Genomic DNA, 25,397 nt, shown 5'->3' on the forward strand with positions numbered 1-25,397 from the left:
TCAGCCGAGGAACTCGCGCGCCGCGACCACCAACGCGCCGACGCCCAGGTCGAGCGTGGGCTGAAGCACCGGCGCGAAGAACGGGGAGTGGTTCGTCGGCACGTCGCGATCGATGGTTCCGGCCGCCTTGGCGTCAGCGTAGGCCTGCGGGTCGATGCCGCCCCAGAACCAGAACACGAGCGGAGCGCCCGACTCGCGGGCGAACCACGACACGTCCTCGCTGCCGGTGAACATGCCGGGATCGACGACCGTTCCTTCGCCGAATGCGCGGTCGAAGGCCAGCGTGAGCTGCGCGGTCGCGTGCACGTCGTTGATGGTCGGCGGCAGCGAGTGATCGATCACGATCACCGGCTCCTCGTCGGCGCCCGAGGCCTGGGCCTCGGCGCGGACGACCCGCTCGACCTTCGCGAGGACGCGCTCACGCGCCTCGTCGTCGGGATAGCGCAGGCTCAGTTCGAGTCGTGCCTCGGCCGGGATGATGTTGTTCTTGAGGCCCGCGTGGATCGAGCCCACCGTGACCACCGCGACATCGCGCGGGTCGACCTCGCGCGACACGATCGTCTGCAGGCGCATGACGGTGGCGGCCGCCATGACGACCGGGTCGATGGTGGAGTGCGGGCGCGAGCCGTGGCCGCCGCGGCCGAGCAGCGTCACGGTCAGACCATCGGATGCCGCCATCTGGGTGCCCGAGCGCACGCCGATCGTTCCCGCGGGCAGGGGCGTGACGTGCTGGCCGAGGACGATGTCGGGCTTGGGGAAGCGATCCAGGACGCCGTCGGCGATCATCGCCTGCGAACCGGCGCCGTATTCCTCGGCGGGCTGGAAGACGGCGACGATCGTGCCGGACCACTCGTCCTTCGTGGCGACCAGCTTCTCGAGCGCGCCGAGCAGGCACGTGACGTGCATGTCGTGGCCGCAGGCGTGCATGACCGGCACATCCGTGCCGGCCGGGTCGACTCCCCGCGCCGTGCTCGCGTATGCGAGGCCGGTCTGCTCCTGGACCGGCAGCGCATCCATGTCGGCGCGCAGCCAGACGACGGGTCCCTCGCCGTTGCGGATGACTCCGACGACACCGGTCTTGCCGATGCCCTCTTCGAACTCGATTTCCAGCGCCTCGAGCTCGCGGGTGACGACCCCCGCCGTGCGGGTCTCCTGGAAGGACAGCTCGGGATGCCGGTGCAGATCGATGTAGAGCGCTTCGAGGTCGAGAGTCATGAGTTCGAGCCTAGTTCGCGCGCTCTCTGGGGCTCGCCTGTCACGACACGCGGGGTGGGGCGGCAGTTTGCGACGGGCGAGCGAAGCGCGCTCTCTGGGGCTCGCCTGTCACGACACGCGGGGCGGGGCGGCGGTTTGCGACGGGCGAGCGAAGCGCGCTCTCTGGGGCTCGCCTGTCACGACACGCGGGGCGGGGCGGCGGTTTGCGACGGGCGAGCGAATAGCGCTGGGGCTCGCCTGTCACGACACGCGGGGTGGGGCGGCAGTTCGCGACAGGCGAGCGAATCGCGGCGTCCCGGATCGCGGTCGCGACGGCCGCGCGAGGCCGGGTCAGCCGTCCAGGCGCGCCGTCGTGCCGCGCACGATGAGCTCGTAGGGCAGCGCGCGGGGGGCCTCGGCGTGGCCGGCCGCGGCATCCGTCGCCTCGAGCTCGTCGAGGATCGCGTCGGCCGCGCGCTCGCCCTGACCCATCGGGAACTGGTCGACGGTCGTGAGCTGGAAGAACTCACCCAGCTCGTGGCCGTCGATACCCACGATCGACAGGTCCTCGGGCACGCGGTAGCCGAGCTCGCGTGCGGCCAGCAGAGCGCCGATCGCCATCTCGTCCGACGCTGCGAAGATCGCGGTGGGCTGCTCGCCCGGCCTCCCGAGCAGCTGCTTCGCCGCACGGAACCCGCCTTCGATCGTGAAGTCCGCGGGTTCGTACAGGGACGGGCGCGGGGGGATGCCGGCATCCGCCAGTGCCTGCTCGAATCCCTGTCGGCGGTGCGTGGGGATGTGGAAGTCGATATCGAACTCGGGACTCGCGCCGATGTGCGCGATGGCACGATGACCGAGCGTCAGGAGATGCTCGGTGGCCAGGCGCGCCACGGCCACGTCGTCGACCGTGAGGGTGGACAGGCGCGGGTTGGGGCCCCCGATGGCGATCACCGGGAGCTTGAGCGCGCGCAGGCCTTCGATCTCTTCGTCGCCCAGCTCGATCGAGATCGCGATGACGCCATCGACCCGCTGGCGGCGCAGGAACGTCTCGAAGACGCTCCTGCGCTGCTCGCGGTCAGCCGTCAGGTTGTACAGCGTGATGTCGTAGCCGCGCCGCATGAGTGCGGACGCGGTGCCGCTGAGCACGGTGCTGAAGAACCAGCGATCCAGGAACGGTACGAGCACCCCGATGTTGCGCGTGCGACCGGAGGCGAGGCTCGAGGCGGACGACGAGACGACGTACCCCAGGTTCCGCGCCGCGGACTCGACCCGCGCACGCGTGGCATCGGAGACGTGGCCCCGCCCGCTGAGCGCTCGGGAGACCGTGGCGGTGGAGACGCCCGCGGAGCGCGCGACCTCATCGATGCTGACCACGTCGTCCCCTCCGCCCGGGTCCCGCGGTCAGGCTCCGTCGGTCGCGAGCCAGACAGCGGTGTCGACGGGCAGGTCGCCGTCGACGATCGGGCCGCTCGTCGCGATCACGTTACCGTGCGGCAGCACGATCGGCGTCGAGCCGAGGTTCGCGATCACCGTGACATTCCCGTTCCGGAATGCGATGACATCCGGGCCGAAGCCGTCGAGCCACTCCAGCGTGCCGAACCCCAGCTCGTGGGTCCGCCGTACGCGGAGCAGTGCACGATAGAACGACAGCGTCGAGTCCGGGTCGCTCACCTGGACGTCGCGGGCGAACGACGCCCATTCCGCGGGCTGCGGCAGCCAGGACGCTCCGGTCGCGCTGAACCCGTACGCGGGAGCGCTCGCCGACCAGGGGATGGGCACGCGGCATCCGTCACGCCCGTACCGCTCGCCGTTCGAGCGGAACCAGGTCGGATCCTGCCGGGCGTCGTCGGGAAGGTCGATGGCCTCGGGCAGCCCGAGCTCTTCACCCTGGTACAGGTACGCCGACCCGGGGAGGGCGAGCATGATCGCCGTCGCCGCGCGGGCGCGCCGCAGTCCGACATCCGGGATCGGCCGGCCGATGGAGTCCGGGCCGATGCCGTATCCTTGCGGGTTCTCGGCCGTCAGTGCGAGGCGGGACGCGTGCCGCACCACATCGTGGTTCGACAGCACCCAGGTGCTCGGGGCGCCGACTGCGGAGAACGCCCGCAGCGAGTCGTCGATGACGACACGGAGCGTCGCGGCATCCCACTCGGTCTGCAGGTAGGGGAAGTTGAAGGCCTGATGCATCTCGTCGGGCCGCACCCACAGGGCGGTCTTGTCGGCGTCGGGGAGCCACGCCTCGGCGGCCAGAACGCGGTCGCCCGGGTATTCGGCGAGGATGCGGTGCCAGTCGCGGTACACGTCGTGCACGCCGGCCTGACCCCAGTACGGCACGTCCTCCTCTTCGCCGCCCATGGATGCGGCGTCCTCCGGCGGGGTGTAATCGGGCAGACCCTCGGCCTTGATCAGGCCGTGCGCGACGTCGACGCGGAAGCCGTCGACGCCTCGGTCGAGCCAGAACCGCAGCACGTCGCGGAACGCCTCGCGCACCTCTTCGTTGGACCAGTCGAAGTCGGGCTGCGACGAGTCGAACAGGTGCAGGTACCACTGTCCGAGTGAGCCATCGGCCTCGATGATGCGGGTCCACGCCGGACCCCCGAAGACCGATTCCCAGTTGTTGGGCGGAAGCTCGCCGTGCTCGCCCTTGCCCTCGCGGAAGAGGTAGCGCGCGCGCTCGACACTGCCGGGACCGGCGGCCAGGGCCGACTGGAACCACTCGTGCTGGTCGGAGGAGTGGTTGGGGACGAGATCGACGATGATCCGGATGCCGCGGCCGTGCGCTTCGGCCACCATCTCGTCGAAGTCGGCCAGGGTGCCGAAGAGCGGGTCGACGTCGCAGTAGTCGGCGACGTCATAGCCGGCATCCTTCTGCGGTGAACGCTGGAACGGGCTCAACCACAGAGCGTCGACGCCCAGGTCGAGAAGGTCGTCGAGGTGCGCGGTGACGCCGGGCAGATCGCCGACGCCGTCGCCGGAACTGTCCGCGAATGAGCGCGGGTAGATCTGGTAGATGACGGCGGTGCGCCACCATTCCGCTCCAGGTCGGGAGGAAAGGACGTCGGTGCGCTCAGCGGTCTCGGGCGAAGTCATCGTTCCAGGATACTGCAAGCGCTTGCACGCAGGCTGAGGGCGGACTCGTCGAGGAGAGGAACGACACGCGGATAGTGTGGGCGCGTGCCTTCCGCCGACTCCCTCGCCCTCGCTGAATCGCTCATCGTCTCGATTCCCGACTATCCCGAGCGCGGCATCGTGTTCCGCGACATCACTCCTCTTCTGGCGGATGCCGCAGGCCTGCGCACCGCGATCGACGCCCTGATCGCACCCTTCGCGGGGACGTTCGACGTGGTCGCGGGAGTGGAGGCGCGGGGCTTCCTGCTGGCGGGTGCGGTGGCGATCACGGCGGGCGTGGGTCTGGTGCCGGTGCGCAAGGCCGGCAAACTGCCGCGGCCTGCGGCATCCGTCGCCTATGCGCTGGAGTACGGCGAGGCGACGATCGAGGTGCACGACGACATCGCTCCCGGGACGCGCGTTCTGCTCGTGGACGACGTTCTCGCCACGGGCGGGACGCTGGCGGCGGCGCACGAGCTGTTCGCCGTGCTGGGGCAGACCGTGGTCGGCACGGCCGTGCTGATGGAGATCGCCGGCCTGGGCGGCCGGGAGCTCGTGAGCGACGTGCACGCGGTGTTCCAAGGCTGAGCCGGCGAAGCTGAAGTGGCGACCGGTCACGAAGTCTGCGGTGCGGGTGCGCGAACGGATGGCGCGGCGGAACTGATCCGGGAGCTCAGGGAGAGAGCAGCGAACGCGCGTCATCCGGCGCCACGACACGCCTCCCGCGCACGAACACCCCGGTGATGGAGGCCTCACGCATGCCCATCAGCAGCGTGAACAGGCGCGAGCTCGGGCTCGCGTCGGCGGACGCCTCCAGCAGAAGCGCGAAGCCGGGCTGTGCCGCGGGATCCACGATCACGAAGTCGGCGTCTTTGCCGGCATCCAGGTTGCCGAACAGCGCCTCCTGATCCAGCGCGCGGGCACCGGCGAGCGTGCCCAGGAAGAGCAGCTGAGCCGGGTCGATCGCGACCGACCGGTCACTCTGCTCACTCATGTGCACCTTGAAGCAGTCGTTGAGAACCCGCGGGATCAGCCACTCGTCCCCGGCTCCGATGTCGGTGCCCATCGCGATCCCGACACCCGACGCCACCGTCCGCCGCCACGGCAGGGTGCCGCTTCCGAGGAACAGCTGCGACGTAGGGCAATGCGCGATCGACGAGCCGGTCTCGGCCAGGCGATGCAGCTCGGCATCGGTGCAGTGCACCGCGTGAGCGAGGATGCTGCGACGTCCGAGCAGGCTCTCACCGCCCGTCTTCGACCCGGGCAGGTGCCGGCCGTCGTACGTGTCCAGGTAGTGGTCGACACCGTATCGGCTGCGGACCGCGGCGATCTCGCCGTCTCCGGGGCGATCGTTCTCGTTGAGGTGCGAGTGGAAGTAGACACCGTCCGCTCGGGTCCCCGCGTAGAGGTGACCGAGGCGGCGCAGCGTCTCGGTCGTGACCGAGAGGCTGAAGCGCGGCACCAGGGCGACCTGCGCCAGGGCGGAGCGAGGATCGAGCGCTCTGCCCGAGGCATCCTGCCCGTGCCATCGGGCGATCTCGTCCTCGGCCATGCCGATCGCTGCGTCCTCGGTGGTCAGCAGAGCCGCAGCGCTCGGTGGCCCCACCGTCTGGATGCCGCGACCACTGACGATGCGCAGCCCGGCGTCGAGCGTACGGGAGAAGAGCGCGTCCTGCGCGGCGGGCAACGCCGAGCCGAAGACGAGAGCCGCCGTCGTGCCGGCGCCGATGCGGCGTCGCACGAACTCCGCCGCGACGGCGTCCGCGAACCCCGCGTCCGCGAGGCGCGACTCGGCCGGGTAGACGCAGTGCTCGAGCCACTCGAGCAGTTCGCCGCCGCCGAACGCGTCGGTCGCCAGCGTCTGGGGGTAGTGCACGTGCGTGTCGACGAAGCCCGGCAGCAGGTAAGCGCCGGTTCGAACCACCTCATCGCCGGCGAGTGCTGCGGGCAGGTCCGACCACGGTCCGGAGTAGGCGATCCGACCGGCCGCATCGATCGCGAGGGCGCCGTCGGGCTCGGAGACCAGGGCGTCCGCCGCGCCTTCGAGGCGTGGGCTTCCCGTCACATGCAGCAGGTGACCTCGATAGATCGGCACGACGACTCAGCCCGAGGCCGGGATGTCGAGCCAGGCGTCGGGTGCGGGTTCCGCGCCGTCGCGGGTGACCGTGCCCTCGATCAGCCCGTACGGACGGTCGGCGGCGAGGAACACCTCGTTCGGATTCTCCAGTCCGAAGGGCGCGAGGTCGTACAGGAAGTGATGGCGGTTCGGCATCGCGAAGCGCACCTCGGTGATCTCGGGTCGCGCCTGGATGACCGCCTTGCCCATCGCGAAGAGGGTCTGCTGCAGTGCGAGCGAATGCACCGTCGCGAACGTGGACAACAGCACCGCCGAAACCTCGGCATACAGGCCGTTGTAGTCGATGCCCGCCTCGACGGCCTCGGGCAGGAACCGCCACCGCCCGGTGACCGAGGTCGCCAGGATGCGGTCGTCCGTCTCGGCGAGGGTCGTGTACTGATCGCGGGGAAAGCCCGCGAACTCGCTGCCGGTGGACTTGAGCACCACCAGATCCGCGATGCCGCCCATGACGTGGGTCTGTCCGTCCACCACCTGCACCGCGGCAAGACGCGTGGCCCGACCCGTGCGCACGAACGAGTGGTCGTGCGCCCGTCCGTCGACCAGGATGCGCTCCCATTCGTACTGCTGGGCCTGCCAGAGGCCGCCGTCGATCCAGTCGAACGCGGTCACGAAATGCTCGGCGAGCCGGAGCAGGTACTCCTCGGGAGAGGGGATGCCGTACAGCTTCGCGAACGCGAACGCCGTGTTCTTCTGCGTGTCGGTCGCGACCACGAACGAGTTGTCGCCGGACAGATAGCAGTCGGCCAGCGCCGCGCCGCGCAGCTGCGAGGTGACGTTGAGGTCGACGATCTCGTGCCGCGGGGTGTCTCGGTATATCCGCACGACGCGGTTCTCGGCCTTGCCGTACTTGTTCGCGCCGAGACTGACGGACACGTCGCTCATGCTCTAGCTCCCCCGGTAGGTCGAATAGGCGAACGGACTGAGCAGCAACGGCACGTGATAGTGCCGATCGGTCGCGTCGACGGTGAAGGTCACGGTGATGAGCGGATAGAAGGTCGGGATGTCTCGATCCGCGAAGTAGGCGCCCGTCCCGAACGTCAGGGCGTACATGCCCGGGTCCAAGCTCTCCGGACCCAGCGCCAGGCGACCGTCGGTGTCGGTGAAGCCCTGGGCGACTCCCGTCGTTCCGCCGCCGGGCAGGTACTGCGCGAGAGACACGACGACGTTCTCGGCCGGAGCGCCGGAGGAGGCGTCCAGCACGTGCGTGGTGAGGCGACTGGTCATGGGTTCATCCTTCCGCCAGTGACCCGCGCAGGCGCAAGAGCGCGATCTGAGCGAGCTGCGCCAGCGCCTCGGACGCCTCGGTCTCGTCGTCGTTGCGCATCCGTCGTTCCAGCTCCGCGAGGATCTCCTCCGGTGAGCGGCCCGCCGCCCGGATCAGGAAGACCCGACCGAAGCGCTCCTCGTAGGCGGTGTTGCCCGCGGCGATCGCCGCCGCCACGGCGGACGCGGCATCCGTCATCGCCGCCTGCTCCCGACGCGACACCGCGGCTTCGGCCCCGGCACCGGCGGGCGGTTGTCCGATCCGCGGGTGGTGGGCGAGCGCGGCATCGAGGTCCGCTGTGCGCCACTGCGCTGCGAGCGCGCCGGCGCGGGTCGCGAGCTGGTCGATCGAGCCGTATGGTCGCGCCGCGACCACCGCGTGCACCCACGACGGAACCGCCGCCCATACGGCGACGACGGATGCCGCGTCCGCGGCATCCGCTGCGTTGAACTCGTCGAGGTTCATGGCCACACCGTACTCGCCGGGTTCCGGTCGTCGACGAGGGCGGGGCGTTCCGGCGCGCCGCCCGGCGGGGTGACGCCGGGAAACGCTCGCGCCCTAACGTGGGGGCATGGATGCCGTCCTCCCCGCCTCCCTGCGGGCGATCGCTGCGACGCGAGTGTTCACGGGGAGCGTGTTCGAACCGGCGACGGTCCGGATCGCCGACGGTCGCGTCGTCGGCGTGGACGGGTTCGACGCCGCAGCGCAGGTCGTGCTCTCGAACGACCGGGTCCTCATCCCCGGGCTGGTCGATTCGCACGTGCATCTGGACGAACCCGGGCGCACCGAGTGGGAGGGCTTCGCGACCGGGACCGCTGCGGCCGCGGCGGGCGGAGTCACGACCATCCTGGACATGCCGCTGAACAGCGTCCCCGTCACCACCACGGTCGGCGCGCTCGCCGCCAAGCGCGCGGCGGCGCGCGGCAAGCTGGCGGTCGATACGGGCTACTGGGGCGGCGCGGTCCCGGAGAATCTCGGATCGCTCGCGGCGCTCGCCGACGCCGGCGTCGTCGGGTTCAAGTGCTTCCTCTCGCCGTCCGGCATCGACGAGTTCGGATATCTGGATGCCGAGCAGCTCGAGCGCGCCCTCGCCGAGGTCGCTGCGCTCGACAGCGTGCTCATCGTGCACGCCGAAGACCCCGCACTCCTGCACACCCCCGCCCGCCTCGGTGTGCGCTACGCGGAGTTCGCCGCCTCCCGCCCACCGCTCAGTGAACGGTCGGCCATCCGCACGGTCATCGGCGCGGCGCAACGCACCGGCGCACGCGCCCACATCGTGCACGTCTCCGACGGCGGGTCACTCGATGAGATCCGCGCGGCGAAGGCGGCGGGCGTGCGACTGACCGCAGAGACGTGTCCGCATTACCTGGCTCTGCGCGCCGAAGACGTGCCCGACGGGGCCGCCGCGTTCAAGGCGTGCCCGCCGATCCGCGGCGGCGACAATCGCGAGCTGCTCTGGACCGGAGTCCTGGACGGAACGATCGACGCCGTCGTCAGCGACCACTCCCCGTGCCCCGCCGCGATGAAGCAGCGCGGCGGTGGCGACTTCGCGCAGGCATGGGGCGGCATCTCCGGGCTGCAGACCGGGCTCGCGGCGGTCTGGACCGAGGCCCGGGCGCGCGGCATCCCCCTCGAGACCCTCCTGCCCCTGCTGACGACGGGCCCCGCGCGCATCGCCGGTCTCGCCGACCGCGGTCGCATCGCCGTGGGCGCCCCGGCACACCTGGTGGTGCTGAGCCCGGACACACTGTTCACCGTCGACGCTTCGCGGCTGGAGTACCGGAACCCGATCTCGCCGTGGGATGGCAAGGTGCTCGCGGGCGTCGTGGAGGCGACCTATCTCGCGGGAGAGCGCGCGTACGGCCGGAGCGACGGCATCGGCCCGCGTCGCGGCCAGGAGATCCTGCTCTAGCTGCGCCCCGTCCGCCCGGAATCCCGCGTGCACGGCAGTGGCCTTGGGGAGGACCACCGGTCCGCTCTGCCTCTGCGGGATTCAGCTCTCGTGCACGACGTTCAGCGGCGGCTCGCCGGCCAGCATCCGCTCGATCTGGGCGCGGATCAGCCGGACGGTGCGCGGCCGCATCGCGCTGGACGCACCGCCGACGTGCGGGGTGATCAGCACGCCGGGCAGCGTCCACAGCGGATGGTCGGCGGGCAGCGGCTCGGGGTCGGTGACATCGAGCGCTGCGCGGATGCGTCCGCGGGTGGCGTGGTCGACGAGCGCCTCCGTGTCGATGAGGCCGCCGCGCCCCACGTTCACGACCAGCGCGCCGTCGGGCAGCGCCGACAGGACCGCGTCATCGATGATCCGCCGCGTCGCGTCGCCACCCGGGAGGGTCACGATGACGACCTCGGCGTGCGGAAGCAGGTCGAACAGCTCGTCCACGGCGTGCACCGGCATCCCGTCCTCCACCCGGGCGCGGGAGGCGACCACGGTGAGGTCGACCTCGAACGGCGCGAGGCGCGCCGCGACCGCCTTTCCGACGCCGCCGTACCCGAGCAGCAGCACCCGGCGATCGGCCAGGCTGTCCGAGAACTCGGACGCCCAGCGACCCTCGTCCTGGGCGCGGACGAACGTCGGCAGATGGCGCTGCGCGGCGAGGGTGAGCGCGATCGCGAGCTCGGCGGTCGATGCCTCGTGCACCGACGCGGCGTTGGCGAACACCAGACCGGGCGGCAGGGCGTCGGCGACGCCGTCGTACCCGATCGACTGGCCCTGCACCAGGCGCGTCCGCACTTCGGCCAGTCGCGGGAGCGCTTTGCCGATCGCCATGTACGGCGGCACCACGATGTCGATGGCCTCCCGCGGGGGCGCTGCGAGCATGGTCCAGACCAGGACCTCGACGCCCTCGGGTACGGGCCGCAGCGCGGCGGCGAGCTCTTCGTTGGGAACGGACACGACAAGCGATGGGGTGCTCACCGTTCCACGCTACCCGCGGCGCCGGAGCGGGTCGGCGCGCTTCCGTCCTGCGGGCAGGCGACGGGGCTACTGTCGCGGAAGCAGCGCGGCTCGCGCGGAGGAGGCAGTCATGGTTCCCGAGATCAACTACTGGGCGGTCCTGATCGCGACAGCCTCGAGCATGGTCGTCGGATCGATCTGGTACACGCCGAAGGTGTTCGGGACGAGATGGGCGAAGCTCGCGAACGTCGACCTGAACCGCCCGGGGGCCTCGGCGGTGGTGCCGATCCTGATCACGGTCGTGGTGAGCTTCCTCACGGCGTGGGTCCTGGCCGGAGCGACCGCGATCGCGTGGCACTTCTACGGCGGCGGCTTCCTGCTCGCGGCCATCGTCACGGCGGTGGCGCTGTGGGCCGGATTCACCGCGGCGCGGTTCATCACCCACGACGTGTTCGAAGGTCGCCCGTCGGCGCTGACGGTGATGAACATCGGGCACGAGCTGGTCACGGTGCTGATCATGGCCGTGATCATCGGCGTCTGGCCCCCGGCCGGAACCGTCTGACCCACCCCGACCGCGAGACGGTCCGTCGACGCGGCCGCGCCGCCCTCAGGTGAGCCGGATCTGACGGTTGACGTCCTTGTAGAGCAGGTAGCGGAACGGACCGGGCCCGCCGGCGTAGCAGGCCTGCGGGCAGAACGCGCGCAGCCAGAGGAAGTCGCCCGCCTGGACCTCGACCCAGTCGCCGTTCAGCCGGTAGACGCCCTTGCCCTCCAGCACGAACAGTCCGTGCTCCATGACATGGGTCTCGGCGAAGGGAATCGACCCGCCCGGCTGGAAGGTGACGATGTTCACGTGCATGTCGTGGGCGAGGTCGTCCGGGTCGACGAACCGCGTCGTGGCCCACACCCCGTCGGTGCCCGGCATCGGTGCGGGTGCGACATCCTGGTCGCGTGTGACGAAGGATGCCGGGTGCATCCCCTCCAGCGGTTCGTACGCCTTGCGGATCCAGTGGAACGTCGTGACCTCGTCCCCCGCGTTGGCGAGCGACCACTCCTCCCCGGCCGCGAGGTACGCGTAACCGCCGGCCTCCAGCTCGTGAAGGCGCCCGGCCAGCGTGAGCGTGAGGCGGCCGGCGGTGACGAAGACGACGCCCTGGACCCCGGGTTCGCGCTCGGGGCGCTCGGCACCGCCGCCGGGCCCGATCTCGACGATGATCTGCGAGAAGGTGGTCGAGAATCCCGCGATCGGGCGGGCGAGGATCCACGAGCGCGTTCCGCTGAAGCCCGGCAGGTTGCTCGTGACGATGTCTCGCAGCACGCCGCGCGGGATGACCGTGTACGCCTCCGTCACGATGGCACGATCGGTCAGCAGCGCGGTCTGAGGCGGCAGACCGCCGGTCGGGGTGAAATAGCTCATGCGGAGTCCTCGCGGGGATCGGTTCGGGAGACGGGTCGCGGGTGGGCGAGCGCGATCAGCGCCTCGTGCCCGATGCCGGTCTCGGCGATGACGTCGTCGGTGTCGAGGGCTCCGCACTGCACGCCGCGGACGACGAACCAGGCCAGTGCCCGTGCCGTCGCGGGCTCGTCGAGCACCGTGCCCGGGCTGCGCTCGATGTAGGCGCGCAGCCTTTCCGCCGCCTGAGGATAGCCCTCGCGATAGAACGCGTACGTGGCGAGGTACCGCGTCAGCAGTTGATGCGGATGCAGGTCCCAACCCTGGAAGAAACCGCGCTCCAGTGATCGGCGCACGAGTCGGGCGTGCAGCATCCATGCCTCGATGGCCCGGTCGCCGATGGGCAGCACGTTGGTCGAGCCGTCCGACAGCCGGATGCCGGTGCCGGCCACCGCGAGCTGCATGAGCTCCTTGGCCAGATCGGCGGCGGGATGATCCAGTGACTGGTGGTGCGCGGATATCCCGAGCGCGGCCGTGTAGTCATAGGTGCCGAAGTGCAGTGAAGTGATCCGCCCGGCTCCCGCCCGTGGCAGAAGGGCGAGCGGCGACCTGCCGTCGGCGCCCAGGACCACCTGCGGCGTCTCGATCTGCACCTCGAAGCGCACGCTGCCCTCGGTCAGCCCGTGCGCACCCTCGAGCGCAGCGGCGACGTCGGCCATCGCCGCCACCTGGGCCGCCGTGGTCACCTTCGGGAGCGTGAGCGCCAGACCGCCGGGCAGGCCGCCTGCCTCCACGAGACCACTGAGGAAAAGGTCGAGGGTGCGCAGACCGCGGGCGCGGGTGGACTTTTCGAGGGACTTGAACCGGATGCCGATGAACGGAGGCGCCGCACTCGAGCGCACCGCCTCGATCACGCGAGCGGCCGCGCCGACCGCGTCGGCGTCTTCCACCGCATCGCCGCGGTCACCGTAGCCGTCCTCGAAGTCGAGCCGCAGGTCTTCGATGGGCTCTCGCTCGAGCTTCGCGCGAACGCGCGGGACCACGTCGGTGACCAGTTCCGGAGTCAGGCCGACGTGCGCGGCGAGAGCGTCCAGACCGCCGACCGCCTCGGCCGCGGCGAGGGCGGCCGCTCCCCACTCCGCGGGGAGGCCCGGGTGATACCGGTCCGCGGGGACGTAGGCGGTGTGCACCGGTTGACGCGACCCGTCGTCACCGCGGTACGCCGAGCGCAGCAGGTCGTCGGTGCCCTGCAGGGCCGCGTCCACGCGGGCCAGATCCGCCGCGGTGAGAACACCGTCACGGGCGCGAGCGAGGTCGGCGGTCATGCGATGACGGCTCCTCGCTGTGCTGGATCGCGCCGTGCGACGACGGAGTGTTCCCTCATGGTGTCTCACGCGCCCGCCGCCCGCCACCCTGAGCGTCGTACAATCGCGAAAAGAGGAGCTCCCCCGTGGATGACATCGTCGTTACCGTCAATGGGCTGCGCCGCACGCTGGATGGCGTGCCGGTGCACACCACCGCGCTCGACTGGCTGCGCGCCACCGGTCTGCCCGGCAGCAAGGAGGGGTGCGCCGAAGGCGAGTGCGGCGCGTGCGCCGTCCTGCTGGCCACCCCGGCGGCCGACGGCGGCACCGCGTGGACGTCGGTCAACTCCTGTCTGGTGCCGGTGTACGCGCTGAGCGGCCAAGAGGTCATCACGGCTGAGGGACTGGGAACGCCCGACGCGCTGCACCCCGTGCAGGCCCGCCTCGCCGAGGGTGGCGGTTCGCAGTGCGGCTACTGCACGCCCGGTTTCGTCTGCAGCATGGCCGGTGAGTACTACCGCGCCGATCGCGGGCCCTCCGACGGACCCGGCGACGACGGCACGGCGCCGGACACGGAGCACGGCGCGAACGGGTTCGATCTGCACGCCCTGAGCGGCAACCTCTGCCGCTGCACCGGCTACCGTCCGATCCGCGATGCCGCGTATGCGTTGGGGATGCCGGAGGCCGACGACCCGCTCGCCGCGCGTCGTGCGCACGGCGCGCCCGCGCCGGTGCCTACCGACGTGAGTCTCGGCGGCTCCCGCTTCGTGCGGCCCGCCTCACTCGCTGCCGCGCTGTCGCTGCTGCGCGACGAGCCCCACGCGCGCCCCGTGGCGGGGGCGACGGACTGGGGTGTGGAGGTGAACCTCCGCGGGGCGCGCGCACCGTTCGTTCTCGCCATCGATCGACTCGACGAGCTCCGCACGCTGAGGATCGGCGCCGAGTCGATCGAGATCGGCGCGGCACTGACGCTGTCGGAGGTCGAACGCGGCCTCGCCGGCCGAGTGCCCCTGCTGGCGGAGCTGCTGCCCCAGTTCGCCTCCCCGCTCATCCGCAACAGAGCCACGATCGGCGGCAATCTCGGCACCGGTTCCCCCATCGGAGATCTCAGCCCTGCGCTGCTCGCCCTCGATGCCCGCGTCGTGCTCGCCTCCGCAGAAGGTGAGCGCGAAGTCGATCTCGCCGTGTACTACACCGGTTACCGCGAATCCGTGCGGCATCGCGATGAGCTGATCCGTGCGGTCCGGGTGCCGCTGCCCCAGGCCGATCTCACCGCGTTCCACAAGGTCGCCAAACGCCGGTTCGACGACATCTCGAGCGTGGCGATCGCCTTCGCCATCGACATCCGCGACGGTCTGGTCACCGGGGCGCGGATCGGCCTGGGCGGGGTCGCCGCCACTCCGATCCGCGCGTATGACACCGAGCGGATGCTGGTGGGTGAGGCCTGGAACACCGCCACGATCCGCGCCGCCGCCGCCGTGCTGGGCGCCGAGGGCTCCCCCCTGTCGGATCACCGGGCGAGTGCGGAGTATCGCGCGCTCATGCTGAGCCACGCGCTGCTGAAGCTCCACGCCGCCGCCCCGCGCGGTCGCGAGACCGGGCAGCCTGCGGAGGTGTCGGCATGAGCGAACTGGCCGCACGCCCCGCGGACGCGGTGGTCGGCATCCCCACCCCGCACGAGAGCGCGACCCTGCACGTGACCGGCCGGGCGATGTACACCGACGACCTCGCCGTCCGCACGTCCGGCGTGCTGACCGCGTGGCCTGTGCAGTCGACGAACGCACACGCGCGGGTGACGATCGACGTCTCGGGCGCCTACGCGGTTCCGGGCGTCGTCCGAGTCCTGACCGCCGACGATGTCCCCGGCGTCAATGATGCGGGCGTCAAGAGCGACGAGCCCCTGTTCCCGAGCGAGGCGATGTACTACGGACACGCGCTGGTCTGGGTGCTCGGCGAGACTCCCGAGGCAGCACGGCTGGGCGCCGCCGCGGTGACGGTCCGGTACGAACCGCTGCCGAGCCTGATCACCGTGGTCGAGGCGATCGACGCCGGTTCGTTTCAGGGCGCTGCCCTGACCGTCCAGCGCGGAGACGCCGCGACCGCACTGACGACCGCCCCGTTCGTGTTCGAGGGGGTGACAGAGTTCGGCGGTCAGGAGCACTTCTACCTCGAGACCAACGCGTCGCTGGCCCACCTCGACTCCGAGGGTCAGTACTTCGTGGAGTGCTCCACGCAGCATCCCAGCGAGACGCAGGAGATCGTGGCGCACGTGCTCGGCATCCCGTCGAACCGGGTGACGGTGCAGGCGCTGCGGATGGGCGGCGGATTCGGCGGCAAGGAGATGCAGCCGCACGGGCTGGCGGCGATCGCGGCGCTGGGCGCGGGACTGACCGGTCGCCCGGTGCGGCTGCGGCTGAATCGCACGCAGGACATCACGATGACCGGCAAACGGCATCCGTTCCACATCGCCTGGCGCGCGGGCTTCGACGCCGACGGCGCGATCCTCGCGCTGGAGGCCACGCTCACCTCCGACGGCGGATGGTGCCTCGACCTCTCGGAGCCGGTGCTCAGCCGCGCGCTCTGCCACTTCGACAACGCCTACTGGATCCCGCATGTGAATGTGCACGGCAGGGTCGCGAAGACGAACAAGACATCCAACACCGCGTTCCGGGGATTCGGCGGCCCGCAGGGGGTCTTCCTGATCGAGGACATCCTCGGCCGGGTGGCTCCGGTGCTCGGCGTCGAACCGATCGCGTTGCGCCGCAGGAACTTCTACCAGCCGGGCCAGGCGACTCCGTACGGACAGCCGGTCAAGGATGCCGAACGCATGCACGCGATCTGGGACCAGGTGCGAGGCGAGGCCGACGTCGACGCCCGCCGCGTGAGCACCGCGCTCTTCAACGCGCAGCACGAGCACGTGAAGCGCGCGATCGCGATGACCCCGATCAAGTTCGGGATCTCGTTCAACTACACCGCCTACAACCAGGCCGGCGCGCTCGTCCACGTCTACAAGGACGGGTCGGTGCTGGTCAACCACGGCGGCACCGAGATGGGCCAGGGGCTGCACACCAAGATGCTGCAGGTGGCCGCCACCGCACTGGGCGTGCCGCTGCAGCAGGTGCGCCTGGCGCCGACGCGCACGGACAAGGTGCCGAACACGTCGGCGACCGCCGCGTCGTCGGGCGCCGACCTCAACGGCGCGGCGGTGAAGAACGCCTGCGATCAGATCCGCGATCGGATGACACCGGTCGCCGCGCGACTGCTCGGCGTCGACGACGCGGACGTGCGGTTCTCCGGCGGCAGGGTGACCGCCCCGGGTGTGGAGCGCGCCCTGACGTTCGCCGAAGTGGCGTCCGCGTCGTACTTTGCGCGGGTGCAGCTGTTCGCGGCCGGCTACTACCGCACCGAGGGCCTGCACTGGGACGGCGTCCGGATGCAGGGCTCTCCGTTCAAATACTTCGCCTACGGCGTCGCGGCCACCGAGGTCGAGGTGGACGGCTTCACCGGCGCCTACCGGGTGCGCCGTGTCGACATCGTCCACGACGTCGGTGACTCGCTCTCCCCGCAGATCGACCTCGGTCAGATCGAGGGCGGATACGTGCAGGGGGTGGGCTGGCTCACGCTGGAGGAGCTGCGGTGGGACACCGGCGATGGCCCCGATCGCGGGCGGCTGCTGACGCAGTCCGCGAGCACGTACAAGCTGCCGAGCTTCTCGGAGATGCCCGAGCAGTTCAACGTCCGGCTGTTCGCAGACGCCCGTGAGGACGGTGCCGTGTACGGGTCGAAGGCCGTCGGCGAGCCGCCGCTCATGCTGGCCTTCAGCGCGCGCGAGGCGATCCGTGAGGCCGTCGGCGCATTCGGTCCCACGGGGCGCACCGTCGAGCTCGGGTCGCCGGCCACGCCGGAAGCCGTGTTCTGGGCGATCCGTTCCGCGCGCGCGGCGGCGCTGGATGCGTCGGCGGACCGCCCGGTCGCCGCGGCCGCGGCGCTCGCGGACAGCGCGCTCTAGGACCACCGGCCATGGACTGGGTCGACGAGCTGCACCGCCTGCGCGAGGCGCGCACGCCCGCCGTCATCGTCACGCTCGCGGTGGTGCGCGGCCACGCGCCCCGCAACGGCGGGGCGAAGATGGTCGTCTCGCCGGACGGGCTCTTCGGCACCGTGGGAGGCGGCAATCTCGAGGCGACGGCCGTCGACCGGGCGCGGGAGATGCTCGCCGAGCGGACGGGCGAGCCCCGCCTGCTCACCCTCCGGCTCACCGACAAGGCCGTCACCGAGTACGGCGTGCAATGCTGCGGAGGGGAGGTCACCATGCTGCTGGAGCCGGTCCGCGCCGTGCCGTCCGTCGCCATCTTCGGCCTCGGCCACGTGGGGCTCGAGCTCGCCCGGATCCTCGCGCGGCAGGAAGTCGAGCTGCACCTCATCGACGCGCGCCCGGAGATGCTCGACCCCGGCCGAGTGGGCGAGCCGGGCTCGACCGGGGTTCTGGCCGATGCGGTCGCCACGGTGCGGCTTCGCCACGAGCCGGTTCCCGAGGCCGCGATCGCCGACCTGCCGCCGGGCACGCACGTGCTGATCATGACGCACGACCACGTCGAAGACCTCGCGATCACCGATCAGGCGCTCCGTCGTGAGGGGCTCGGCTCCATCGGACTGATCGGGTCGGCGTCGAAGTGGGCGCGCTTCCGGGCGAAACTGCTCGACCTCGGCCAGTCCGAAGAGGTTTTGGCCCGGGTGACCACGCCCATCGGCATTCCGGAAGTCGGGGGGAAGGCCCCGGCATCCATCGCGGTGAGCGTCGCAGCGCGCGTCCTGCAGCTGATCGAGACGGCCGCCCCCGCCCCGCCCCGCCCCGCACCAGTCCGCGAGACTGGATAGGCGCCGCGAGACGGAGTGCGTCCGCCTCGGTCTCGTGGCGCACATGCTGTCTCGCGGGAAGAGGCGAGGGGGGAGGATGCCGGGGCTCAGGCCGCGGCGCCCACCACAGCGGCGATCGCCGAGGTGAAGAACGGCAGGCCGTCCAAACCCGAGCGCATCGCGGCGGCAGTGTCGGGCCCGAAGCCCTCCTCCACCGCGTGCTCGGGGTGCGGCATGAGGCCGACGACGTTGCCGCGCTCGTTGGCGAGGCCGGCGATGTCGCGCAGCGATCCGTTCGGGTTCACGCCGAGGTAGCGGAAGGCCACGAGCCCTTCGCCCTCGAGCCGGTCGAGCTCGGATTCGGAGGCGATGTAGCCGCCGTCGGCGTTCTTGAGCGGTATGACGATCTCCTGACCGTCGGTGAAGTCCGACGTCCACGCGGTCGACGTGTTCTCGACCCGCAGCCTCTGATCACGTCGGACGAACTGCTGATGGGCGTTGCGGATGAGTCCGCCCGGCAGCAGCTGCGCTTCGACGAGCATCTGGAAGCCGTTGCAGATGCCGAGAACGGGCATGCCTGCGGCCGCGGCGTCCTTCACGTCGGCCATGATCGGCGCCAGCGCGGCGATCGCACCCGCGCGCAGGTAATCGCCGTAGCTGAAACCACCGGGTAGGACCAGTGCGTCCACGCCCTCGAGGTCGTGCGACCCGTGCCACAGGGCGACCGGTTCGCCGCCCGCGACGCGGATCGCGCGCTGCGCGTCGCGGTCATCCAGCGATCCGGGAAAGGTGATGACCCCGATCCGCGGTGTCACTCCACGACCTCGATGCTCACGACGTCCTCGATGACCGAGTTCGACAGGATCTCGTCGGCGATCTTGCGGGCCTTGGCCAGCACGTCCTCGCCGACCTCGCCTTCGACGGTGAGCTCGAAGCGCTTGCCGATGCGGACGGAGCTGAAATCCGACACGCCCAGGCGCGACAGGGCGCCGGAGACGGCCTTGCCCTGAGGGTCGAGCAGTTCGGCTTTGGGCATGACGTCGACGACGATGGTGGGCACGTGAATCCTCCTGGCGGCCGCATGCCGCAGCTATCGGTCGTTGAGCGACGAGCGCAGCGAGGAGCTGAAGCGCCGGATGTCGCGGGCGGGAGTGTCCCCCCAGTCTACGGCCGCGGCATCCTGGCTCCTCTCTGCCCCGTGAGAGCTGACGTGACGAAACCGTGACCTGACCATGGGAGCGCTCTCTTGACACGCATGGGAGCGATCCCATAGCGTGACGGGAAGTTCGGTGGGAACGCTCCCACACTCGTGGGAACAGGCGCCGCCTCGAACCCGCACCCAGCACCACCACCTGCAAGACAACCCTGACAACACAAAGGAGTGACAGTGAACTCTCGTGCCTTCCGCAGGGGAGCCGTGGCCGTAGCCGCCTTCTCGGCTTCCGCCATCGTGCTCGCCGGCTGCGCCGGAAGCAGCGGCAACTCGGCGTCCACCGACCCCAATGAGGAGATCACCCTCACGGTCGCGACGTTCAACAACTTCGGTTACACCGATGAGCTCCTCCAGGAGTACATGGATGAGAACCCGAACGTGACCATCGTGCACAACAAGGCCGCCGAGTCCGGCGACGCCCGCAAGAACTACTTCCAGAAGCTCGGCAAGGAAGGTCTCGCCGACATCGAGGCCGTGGAGATCGACTGGTTCGCCGAGGCGATGCAGTACTCCGACCTGCTGGCCGAGGTGCCCGACAGCGCCAAGGGCCGCTGGCTGGACTGGAAGGAAGCCGGTGCGACCGATGGCGACGGACGCCTCGTCGGCTTCGGTACCGACATCGGGCCGCAGGCGATCTGCTACCGCGCCGACCTGTTCGCGGCTGCTGGGCTCGCATCGACGCCCGCCGACGTCGCGACGCTGTTCGACGGCGACTGGAACAACTTCTTCGACGTGGCCGATCAGTACAAGGCTGCGACGGGCAAGCCCATGATCGACGCGGCGAACTCCGTCCTCCAGGGCATCGTGAACCAGCTCGAGTACACGTACACCGAGCCTGACGGCACGGTCATCGCGACGGAGAACCCCGAGATCGCCGACGCGTACAACCTCGTCGTCGAGCGCGCGGTTCCCAACGCGGCATACTCCGGTCAGTGGAGTGACGACTGGAACGCCTCGATGGCCAACGGCGAGTTCGCCGCGATGCTCTGCCCCGGCTGGATGCTGGGTGTCATCTCGGGCAACGCGCCCGACGTGACCGGCTGGGAGGTCGCCGACGTCTTCCCGAACGGCGGCGCGAACTGGGGCGGGTCGTACCTGACCGTTCCGGCCAACGGCAAGAACGTGGACGCGGCACTCGCGCTCGCCGACTGGCTGACCGCTCCCGAGCAGCAGGCCAAGACCTTCGTCAACGCCGGCCAGTTCCCGAGCGCGATCGAGGCTCAGAGCGATCCCGCGATCACGGACTCGACGAACGAGTACTTCAACAACGCGCCGACCGGTGAGATCTTCGCTGCCCGTTCGGAGGCCATCACGGTCACGCCGTTCAAGGACGCGAACTACTTCAAGTACCACGACGCGCTCCAGAACGCGGTCAACCGCGTCTTCGACGGACTCGAAGACCAGAAGACCTCGTGGAACACGTGGGTCGCAGAGGTCGAAGCCTTCTGATGACCTGACGGGTGTGGGTCGCGTCCGCGGCCCACACCCGTCACCCCGATCCGACGTCCCCGCCGATACGGAGCTCCACGTGACCGCGACCGACACCCGCCCGCCCACGGCATCGGCGTCCTCTGCCCCCGCAGAGAGGCAGCCTCGCCGTCTCTCGTTCGGCAGCAAGCTGAGCCGCTGGGACCTCAAGCTCTCGCCCTATCTGTACATCTCGCCCTTCTTCATCCTGTTCGCCATCGTCGGACTCTTTCCGATCGCGTTCACGGCGGTCATCTCGTTCCAGGAATGGGACCTGGTGCGAAACTCCGGCACGTTCGTCGGGTTCGACCAGTACATCTGGATCCTCGGCCAGCCCCAGTTCTGGACGGCCCTGCGCAACACCTTCAGCATCTTCCTGCTGTCCTCGGTGCCGCAGCTGATCCTCGCCCTCCTGATCGCAGCGATGCTCGATCGCAACATCCGCGCCAAGACGTTCTGGCGCATGAGCGTCCTGCTCCCCTTCGTCATGGCGCCCGTCGCCGTCGCGCTGATCTTCAGCAACATGTTCGGCGACAACCACGGTCTGGTCAACGGCATCCTGACGGACATCGGACTGAATCCGATCCCGTGGCACAAGGACCCGTTCTGGAGCCATATCGCCATCGCCACCATGGTCAACTTCCGCTGGACCGGCTACAACGCCCTCATCCTGCTCGCTGCGATGCAGGCGGTTCCGCGCGAGTACTACGAGGCCGCCACTGTCGACGGTGCGAACGCATTCCGCCAGTTCTGGAACATCACGCTGCCCTCGCTGCGGCCGACGCTCATCTTCGTCATCATCACCGCCACGATCGGCGGGCTGCAGATCTTCGACGAGCCGCGCATCTACGACAACACGGGTGAAGGCGGTCCTGCGCAGCAGTGGCTGACGATCACGCTGTACCTGTACAACATCGGCTGGGGCGAGTTCAATTTCGGCAGGGCAGCCGCCCTGGCGTGGATCCTGTTCCTGATCATCCTGGCCATCGGGTTGATCAACCTGCTCATCACCCGGCGCCTCGTGCGCGACGAAGGCGGTCGGGGCGAACTCGCACCGCGCCGACGGAAGGGAATCCGGCGATGACCTCTCTCGACTCACCACCCCTCGCGATCGTCGAGGAGAACATCCGGAACGCGCAGCGCCGGCGGCGCGGTGAGCGCACCACGAAGATCCGTGGGGTCCGCGCGGGCACCTGGGTGTACATCGGTCTCGGCGTGGTGATCGTGTCGGCGATCTTCCCCTATTACTGGTCGTTCCTGATCGGCTCGGGCACTGCCTCGACGATCAATGACCCCAACATGTCGTGGCTTCCGGGCGGCAACTTCATCGCAAACGCACTGTCGGTGGTCAACGACTCCGCCGTGAACTTCTGGATCGCACTGTGGAACTCGATCTTCAGCTCCACGGTGATCGCGGCATCCGTCGTCGTGTTCTCCACGCTCGCGGGCTGGGCCTTTGCGAAACTCAGGTTCCGTGGTCGCGGGTGGCTGCTGGCCTTCATCGTCGCCACCCTGGCGGTGCCCACGCAGCTCGGCGTGGTGCCGCTGTACATCCTCTTCGCCGACCTGGGCTGGACCGGCAACATCGGGGCCGTGATCATCCCCGCGCTCACGAGCGCGTTCGGGGTGTTCTGGATGACCCAGTACCTCAGCCAGTCCGTTCCCGACGAGCTGATCGAGGCCGCGCGGGTCGACGGCGCCTCGATGATCCGCACCTTCTGGACGGTCGGGGTCGTGGCCGCACGACCCGCCGCGGCGATGCTGTTCCTGTTCACCTTCGTGAACGCGTGGAACAACTTCTTCTGGCCCTTCATCGTGCTCGACCGGCAGAGCCCGACGCTGCCGGTGGCCCTGTCGCTCCTGCAGTCGAACTACTTCGTGGACTATTCGATCGTTCTGGCCGGAGTGCTGCTTGCGACCATCCCCCTGCTCATCCTGTTCGCCTTCGCCGGCAAGCAACTCGTCAACGGCATCATGGCCGGTGCGGTGAAAGGCTGAAAATGACCACCGATCTCAGAGAGGCCTCTGCTCGCATGCTCGAAACCGCACGCCCGTTCCCCTCGAACTTCCTGTTCGGGGCTGCCACCGCCGCCTACCAGATCGAGGGTGCCGCACACGAGGACGGCCGACGCGACTCGATCTGGGACGCGTTCAGCCGAGTCCCCGGCGCCGTGATCAACGCCGACAACGGCGACGTCGCGTGCGACCACTACCACCTGTACCGCGACGACGTCGCGCTGATGAAGTCGATGGGACTGCAGACGTACCGCTTCTCCACGTCCTGGTCGCGGGTGCGCCCCGACGGCGGCGCGCTGAACCCCCAGGGGGTCGACTTCTATCGTCGTCTGGTCGACGAACTGCTGGAGGCCGGCATCCTGCCGTGGCTCACCCTGTACCACTGGGACCTCCCGCAGGCGCTGCAGGACAAGGGTGGCTGGACCAATCGCGACACCGCCGACCGGTTCACCGAATATGCGCTGGACATGCACGACGCCCTCGGTGACCGCGTGAACGTGTGGACCACCCTGAACGAGCCGTGGTGCTCGTCGTTCCTCAGCTACACCGCGGGGCTGCACGCCCCGGGGCACTACAGCAAGAGCGAAGGGATGCTGGCGGCCCACCACCTCATGCTGGGCCACGGGCAGACGGTGCGCGAGCTGCGCGGCCGCGACGCGTCGCTGAACCTCGGGATCACGCTCAACCTCACGGTCGCCGACCCCGTCGACGCGACCGATCCCGCCGACCTCGACGCTGCGCGGCGCATCGACGGTCAGTTCAACCGGTGGTTCCTCGATCCGATCTTCCGCGGGCAGTACCCGCAGGACATCTTCGACGAGATCGCCGACGATGCCCTGCGCGCGGCGGTCCTGCCCGGTGACCTCGAGGTGATCTCGACGCCGATCGACACGCTCGGCGTCAACTACTACCACGGCGAGCTCGTCGGCGGACATGCCCCGGGCGTGCCCCCGAGTGCGGGCGAGGCCCCCACCGAGCGCCGCGGCGACTCACCGTTCCCCTCGTCGGAGCGCATCTTCTGGCACGACCGGGGCCTGCCGCGGACCCCGATGAACTGGGAAGTGCAGCCCGAGGGTTTGACCCGCCTGCTGGTGCGCGTCTCGGAGGAGTATGCGGTGCCCGCGGGCACGTCGGTGTTCGTCACTGAGAACGGTGCGGCATATGATGACGAGCCGGTACTCGAAGACGGTATCGTGCGCGTGCACGACGTCGAGCGCGCCGACTTCGTACGCCTGCACCTGGGTGCCATTCTGGATGCGATGGATGCCGGCGTCGAGGTCGGCGGCTACTTCTACTGGTCGCTGCTGGACAACTTCGAATGGGCGTGGGGGTACGAGAAGCGGTTCGGTATCGTGCGAGTGGACTACGACTCGCAGGAACGCTCGATCAAGGACAGCGGCCGGGAGTACGCACGCATCATCGCGGCGCGTGCACTCGGGGAGCCGGGTAATCCCGGGGCGTAGCGCACCTGGTTGGACATTTACGAGGAAGGTGCGGCCATGGTCGACACGGGCGCGCACACGAACGGATCTGCCGTGACGATCGAAGAGGTCGCGGCTGCCGCGGGCGTCTCGCGATCGACCGTGTCCCGTGTCGTGAACGGCTCGAGCGCCGTGAGTCCGACCGCGCTCGAGGCCGTACAGCGGGCGATCGCCGATCTGAACTACGTGCCCAACCGCGCCGCGCGATCGCTGGCGAGCCGGCAGACCCACGCGATCGCGCTGGTGGTCCCCGAGGACACGACCCGATTCTTCGGAGACCCGTTCTTCGCCGCGATCGTGTCGGGCATCAACGCGCGGATCAGCCGCTCCGACTATGTGCTCAACCTCTTCATCGCCAGCGACGACCCGGGAGACAAGACCACGAGCTACGTGCGAAGCGGGAGCGTCGACGGGGCGTTCATCGTCTCCCACCACACCAGCGACCTTTACATCGACCGGATCGCGGCGGCCGTGCCGGTCGTCTACGGCGGCCGCCCGGTGCGCGAGCGCGAGGACGACTACTACGTCGACGTCGACAACGTGCGTGGCGGTCGTGAGGCCACGGCCCACCTGATCGAGCGCGGGCATCGTCGGATCGGAACGATCACAGGGCCGCTCACGATGCCGGCGGGCATCGACCGCCTGGAGGGCTATCGTCAGGCGATGGCCGCGGCGGGACTGGCAGAGGAGATCGTCGAAGAGGGCGACTTCACCGCGGACGGAGGCTCCGCGGCAGTCGCGCGCATCCTCGCGCAGGACGCCCTGCCGGACGCGCTGTTCATCGCGAGCGACCTGATGGCCCGCGGCGCGCTGGCCACGCTGGGTCTGGCCGGGATCCGCGTGCCCGATGACATCGCGATCGTCGGGTTCGACGACTCGCCTGTCGCGACATCCGTGTCGCCGCAGCTCACCACGGTGCGTCAGCCGTCCTTCGCCCAGGGCCAGGGGATGGCCGACGTCCTGCTCGACCTTCTGGCTGGGCGCAGTCCGCGACACGTCACGATGCTGGACACCGAGCTGGTCGTCCGCGACAGCGTCTGATTCACTGCGGATCTATCTCGGGT

At 69.8% G+C, this 25,397-nt stretch carries 23 protein-coding genes; 11 read left to right on the forward strand and 12 right to left on the reverse strand.

The genetic code is table 11. From position 1 onward, the window contains the following. The 3 genes from ABD655_RS02110 to ABD655_RS02120 all read right to left on the reverse strand — a co-directional run bounded on the left by ABD655_RS02110 (position 1) and on the right by ABD655_RS02120 (position 4,284). Positions 1-1,215: an amidohydrolase gene (locus ABD655_RS02110; protein WP_344711261.1), complete on the reverse strand. Its 1,215-nt coding sequence runs from the start codon at positions 1,213-1,215 to the stop codon at positions 1-3. A 330-nt stretch (positions 1,216-1,545) separates the two neighbouring features. Continuing rightward, positions 1,546-2,568, reverse strand: a complete 1,023-nt coding sequence (locus ABD655_RS02115; RefSeq protein ID WP_344711264.1) for a LacI family DNA-binding transcriptional regulator — start codon at positions 2,566-2,568, stop codon at positions 1,546-1,548. A gap of 27 nt (positions 2,569-2,595) precedes the next feature. After that, positions 2,596-4,284 (reverse strand): glycoside hydrolase family 13 protein, encoded by a 1,689-nt coding sequence (locus tag ABD655_RS02120; protein ID WP_344711267.1) that lies wholly within the window; start codon positions 4,282-4,284, stop codon positions 2,596-2,598. 84 nt (positions 4,285-4,368) lie between these two features. Here ABD655_RS02120 and ABD655_RS02125 point away from each other — a divergent pair, with 84 nt between their 5' ends. Then, positions 4,369-4,890: an adenine phosphoribosyltransferase gene (locus ABD655_RS02125; RefSeq protein ID WP_344711270.1), complete on the forward strand. Its 522-nt coding sequence runs from the start codon at positions 4,369-4,371 to the stop codon at positions 4,888-4,890. Between the two features lie 85 nt (positions 4,891-4,975). Here ABD655_RS02125 and ABD655_RS02130 read toward each other — a convergent pair whose 3' ends face one another. The 4 genes from ABD655_RS02130 to uraD are packed head-to-tail and all read right to left on the reverse strand — an operon-like array spanning position 4,976 to position 8,168. Then, complete coding sequence (locus tag ABD655_RS02130) at positions 4,976-6,397, reverse strand: amidohydrolase family protein (protein WP_344711273.1); 1,422 nt, start codon at positions 6,395-6,397, stop codon at positions 4,976-4,978. A 6-nt stretch (positions 6,398-6,403) separates the two neighbouring features. Further along, on the reverse strand, positions 6,404-7,321 hold the full coding sequence (pucL, locus tag ABD655_RS02135) for a factor-independent urate hydroxylase (RefSeq protein WP_344711276.1): 918 nt from the start codon (positions 7,319-7,321) through the stop codon (positions 6,404-6,406). A gap of 3 nt (positions 7,322-7,324) precedes the next feature. Next, positions 7,325-7,663: a hydroxyisourate hydrolase gene (gene uraH / locus ABD655_RS02140; protein WP_344711279.1), complete on the reverse strand. Its 339-nt coding sequence runs from the start codon at positions 7,661-7,663 to the stop codon at positions 7,325-7,327. A gap of 4 nt (positions 7,664-7,667) precedes the next feature. Then, positions 7,668-8,168 (reverse strand): 2-oxo-4-hydroxy-4-carboxy-5-ureidoimidazoline decarboxylase, encoded by a 501-nt coding sequence (gene uraD / locus ABD655_RS02145; protein ID WP_344711282.1) that lies wholly within the window; start codon positions 8,166-8,168, stop codon positions 7,668-7,670. Positions 8,169-8,274: 106 nt separating this feature from the next. Here uraD and allB point away from each other — a divergent pair, with 106 nt between their 5' ends. Further along, on the forward strand, positions 8,275-9,615 hold the full coding sequence (gene allB, locus ABD655_RS02150) for an allantoinase AllB (protein ID WP_344711285.1): 1,341 nt from the start codon (positions 8,275-8,277) through the stop codon (positions 9,613-9,615). A gap of 81 nt (positions 9,616-9,696) precedes the next feature. On the opposite strand, the gene ABD655_RS02155 is transcribed toward allB, so the two are convergent. Next, positions 9,697-10,623 carry a 2-hydroxyacid dehydrogenase gene (locus tag ABD655_RS02155; RefSeq protein WP_344711288.1) on the reverse strand — a complete coding sequence of 309 codons (927 nt, stop codon included), beginning with the start codon at positions 10,621-10,623 and terminating at the stop codon, positions 9,697-9,699. Between the two features lie 109 nt (positions 10,624-10,732). Between ABD655_RS02155 and ABD655_RS02160 the strand changes: the two genes are divergently transcribed. Next, positions 10,733-11,164, forward strand: coding sequence for a DUF1761 domain-containing protein (locus ABD655_RS02160; protein WP_344711291.1), 432 nt, complete (start codon positions 10,733-10,735; stop codon positions 11,162-11,164). A gap of 45 nt (positions 11,165-11,209) precedes the next feature. Here the strand turns inward: ABD655_RS02160 and ABD655_RS02165 are convergent, their stop codons facing one another. Together ABD655_RS02165 and ABD655_RS02170 are read right to left on the reverse strand one after the other, a co-directional pair. Continuing rightward, entirely contained in the window at positions 11,210-12,019 is an 810-nt protein-coding gene (locus ABD655_RS02165) for a bifunctional allantoicase/(S)-ureidoglycine aminohydrolase (RefSeq protein ID WP_344711293.1), read from the reverse strand. Beyond that, the gene (locus ABD655_RS02170; RefSeq protein WP_344711296.1) at positions 12,016-13,320 is read right to left on the reverse strand and encodes a DUF6986 family protein; all 1,305 of its coding nucleotides are present in this window, start codon (positions 13,318-13,320) and stop codon (positions 12,016-12,018) included. Before ABD655_RS02170 ends, ABD655_RS02165 begins: the two co-directional genes overlap by 4 nt. Positions 13,321-13,445: 125 nt before the next feature. On the opposite strand from ABD655_RS02170, the gene ABD655_RS02175 reads away from it, so the two are divergent. The 3 genes from ABD655_RS02175 to xdhC are packed head-to-tail and all read left to right on the forward strand — an operon-like array spanning position 13,446 to position 18,177. Then, a complete protein-coding gene (locus tag ABD655_RS02175) occupies positions 13,446-14,924 on the forward strand; it encodes a xanthine dehydrogenase small subunit (protein ID WP_344711300.1) in 1,479 nt (492 codons plus the stop codon). Next, positions 14,921-17,308, forward strand: coding sequence for a xanthine dehydrogenase molybdopterin binding subunit (gene xdhB / locus ABD655_RS02180; protein ID WP_344711303.1), 2,388 nt, complete (start codon positions 14,921-14,923; stop codon positions 17,306-17,308). The genes ABD655_RS02175 and xdhB overlap by 4 nt, the downstream gene beginning before the upstream one ends. Before the next feature lie 11 nt (positions 17,309-17,319). Then, positions 17,320-18,177, forward strand: coding sequence for a xanthine dehydrogenase accessory protein XdhC (gene xdhC, locus ABD655_RS02185; protein ID WP_344711306.1), 858 nt, complete (start codon positions 17,320-17,322; stop codon positions 18,175-18,177). An 86-nt stretch (positions 18,178-18,263) separates the two neighbouring features. On the opposite strand, the gene purQ is transcribed toward xdhC, so the two are convergent. Together purQ and purS are read right to left on the reverse strand one after the other, a co-directional pair. Further along, positions 18,264-18,971 carry a phosphoribosylformylglycinamidine synthase subunit PurQ gene (purQ, locus tag ABD655_RS02190; protein WP_344711309.1) on the reverse strand — a complete coding sequence of 236 codons (708 nt, stop codon included), beginning with the start codon at positions 18,969-18,971 and terminating at the stop codon, positions 18,264-18,266. Continuing rightward, positions 18,968-19,216 carry a phosphoribosylformylglycinamidine synthase subunit PurS gene (purS, locus tag ABD655_RS02195; RefSeq protein ID WP_344711313.1) on the reverse strand — a complete coding sequence of 83 codons (249 nt, stop codon included), beginning with the start codon at positions 19,214-19,216 and terminating at the stop codon, positions 18,968-18,970. The genes purQ and purS overlap by 4 nt, the downstream gene beginning before the upstream one ends. Positions 19,217-19,543: 327 nt before the next feature. On the opposite strand from purS, the gene ABD655_RS02200 reads away from it, so the two are divergent. The 5 genes from ABD655_RS02200 to ABD655_RS02220 all read left to right on the forward strand — a co-directional run bounded on the left by ABD655_RS02200 (position 19,544) and on the right by ABD655_RS02220 (position 25,374). Beyond that, the gene (locus ABD655_RS02200) at positions 19,544-20,818 is read left to right on the forward strand and encodes an ABC transporter substrate-binding protein (protein ID WP_344711316.1); all 1,275 of its coding nucleotides are present in this window, start codon (positions 19,544-19,546) and stop codon (positions 20,816-20,818) included. Between the two features lie 79 nt (positions 20,819-20,897). Further along, positions 20,898-21,920 carry a carbohydrate ABC transporter permease gene (locus tag ABD655_RS02205; protein WP_344711319.1) on the forward strand — a complete coding sequence of 341 codons (1,023 nt, stop codon included), beginning with the start codon at positions 20,898-20,900 and terminating at the stop codon, positions 21,918-21,920. Then, positions 21,917-22,834 (forward strand): carbohydrate ABC transporter permease, encoded by a 918-nt coding sequence (locus ABD655_RS02210; protein WP_344711322.1) that lies wholly within the window; start codon positions 21,917-21,919, stop codon positions 22,832-22,834. Before ABD655_RS02205 ends, ABD655_RS02210 begins: the two co-directional genes overlap by 4 nt. 2 nt (positions 22,835-22,836) lie before the next feature. After that, the gene (locus ABD655_RS02215; protein WP_344711325.1) at positions 22,837-24,315 is read left to right on the forward strand and encodes a GH1 family beta-glucosidase; all 1,479 of its coding nucleotides are present in this window, start codon (positions 22,837-22,839) and stop codon (positions 24,313-24,315) included. A 36-nt stretch (positions 24,316-24,351) separates the two neighbouring features. Next, positions 24,352-25,374 (forward strand): LacI family DNA-binding transcriptional regulator, encoded by a 1,023-nt coding sequence (locus ABD655_RS02220; protein ID WP_344711328.1) that lies wholly within the window; start codon positions 24,352-24,354, stop codon positions 25,372-25,374. Positions 25,375-25,397 lie beyond the last annotated feature (23 nt).

It is taken from the genome of Microbacterium terregens, from assembly GCF_039534975.1.
Taxonomy (GTDB): domain Bacteria; phylum Actinomycetota; class Actinomycetes; order Actinomycetales; family Microbacteriaceae; genus Microbacterium; species Microbacterium terregens.